The organism is Jiangella rhizosphaerae (genome assembly GCF_003579925.1).
Classification (GTDB): Bacteria; Actinomycetota; Actinomycetes; order Jiangellales; family Jiangellaceae; genus Jiangella; species Jiangella rhizosphaerae.
This window is the reverse complement of record NZ_QUAL01000264.1, coordinates 1-2083: the sequence shown is the minus strand read 5'-3', so window position 1 is coordinate 2083 and position 2083 is coordinate 1. Positions and strand designations below refer to the sequence as shown.

Genomic DNA, 2083 nt, shown 5'->3' with positions numbered 1-2083 from the left:
CGGGGCGGGGCGGATCGCCGACGGCGCCGGCCAGCTGGAGGACGGCGCTCGCGAGGCCGCCGACGGCGCCGGGCAGATCTCCGACGGCGCGGGACAGCTTGCCGACGGCGCCGAGGCGGCGGCGGACGGTGCCGGGCAGATCGCCGACGGTGCCGGCCGGCTGGCCGACGGCGCCGACGAAGCCGCCATCGGGGCCGGTGTGCTGGCCACCGGGCTGGAGGACGCCGCCGACGGCTCCGTCCAGATCTACGACGGCCTGCTCCAGGCCGCCCAGGGCGCGCCGCAGCTCGTCGACGGCGCCGAGCGGTTGTCCGCCGAGGGGACGTCGCAGCTGGCCGAGGCCGGACAGGCGACCGCCGCCGACTTCGGCACCCGGTACGCGCTGCTCGAGGCCGGCGCCGACCGCGCCAGGAACGAGCCGCTGGTCAACGGCGCGCCCGACGGGGCCACGCTGAAGACGGCGTTCACGTTCGAGCTCCCGGAGGTGAGCGGCGAGGGCGGCCGCAACCTCACCCGTGGCCTGGTGGCGCTCGGCGTGTTCGCGGCCGCGGCGGCCGCCGCGACCCTGCTGCGCGGCCGCCGCACCTGACCCCGTCGGGGCGGCCGCCATCCCCCGGGCAGGCCGCCCCGCCGGTGGCGTGGGCCGAACCTGGGTGAATCCGCCGTACGGCGGAGGCCGCGCGGTTATGCTCGCCGCAAGGTCGATCATGCGGGGAGGAGTTGGTGTGAGCGCCCCGCAACCCGACCTCTCGACGACCACGCCGCGCGCCATCCCGGCGCAGCGCACCGCTCCGGCGGACGTCCCACCCGACAGCGGGGCCAAGCACCGGCGGGCGCACCGGGGCGACTGGATCCTGCTGACGTGGTGCGTCCTGCTCACCGTCGTCATGCTCGGGCCGCTGGCCGCGCCGGGCTACGTCCTGTCCTACGACATGGTCGCGGTGCCGGACCAGGCGCTGCTGCCGTCGTCGGCCGGGCTGAGCAGCGCGGTGCCGCGAGCGGTGCCGCTCGACGCGGCCGTCGCCGTCCTCGACACCGTCGTCACCGGCCAGGTGCTGCAGAAGCTGGCGCTGGCCGGCATCGTGCTCGGCGCGGCCCTGGGCGCCGGGCTGGCGCTGCCGAAGGTGCGGTCGGGGACGCGGCTGGTCGCGGCGTCCGTCTACACCTGGAACGCCTACGTGTTCGAGCGGCTGGTCATCGGGCACTGGCCGACGCTGATCGCGTACGCCGCACTGCCCTGGCTGCTGATCCTCGGGCGCCGGGTCCGCGGCGGCCGCACGTCCGCGCTGGCGCCGGGGCTGCTGCTCGTCGGGGTGTCGTCGCTGACGCCCACCGGCGGGCTGCTCGCGGCAGCGCTGTTCGGCGCCCTGGTCCTGGCCCCCGGCGGCCGGCACTCCCGCCGCGTCCGTGCTCTGGGTGCCGCCGCCGTCCTCGCGCTCCAGGCTCCATGGGTGGTCCCGTCCGTGCTGCGCCCGGACCCCGCCGTCTCCGACCCGTCCGGCGTCGCGGCGTTCGCGGCCACCTCCGACTCGCCCCTCGGGCTGCTCGGCAGCCTGCTGACGCTCGGCGGCATCTGGAACGAGGGTGTGGTGCCGGACAGCCGGGCGCTGCCGTCCGCGCTGGCCCTGACGGCGTTCGTGCTGGCCCTCGCGGTATTCGGCGCGACGGAGCTGCGCCGGCACCTGGGCCGCGCGGAGTTGACGGTGACGTGCGGGCTGGCCGCCGGCGGGCTCGTCGTCGCGGTGAGCAGCGCGCTGCCCGGCGGGGACACCGTCCTGGAATGGCTGGTGTCGGAGGTCCCCGGCGGCGGGCTGATCCGCGACGGGCAGAAGTTCCTCGCCTGGTACGCGCTGCTGGTGGCGCTGGCAGCCGCGGCGGGCGCCGCCCGGCTGGCGCGGGCCGCCGCGCAGCGCGCCACGTTGTCGGTGCCCGCCCGTAGGGTGGGTGACCCACCCAACCGGGAGGGGTCTGACGTCGCGGGCACGGCGGACGCGGGGTCCGCCGTCGGGACGTCCGCCGCCGGGACGTCCGCCGCCGGGAGGTCGGCGGCCGCGGGGTCCGCCGCCGGGAGGTCGGCCGCCGG

2 pseudogenes are annotated in these 2083 nt (G+C 77.9%); both read left to right on the top strand.

The annotated features are described in order from the left end of the window. Positions 1-589, top strand: a pseudogene (locus DY240_RS23050) (hypothetical protein); the annotation flags it as partial. Between the two features lie 136 nt (positions 590-725). Further along, positions 726-2083: pseudogene (locus DY240_RS32325) on the top strand (hypothetical protein); the annotation flags it as partial.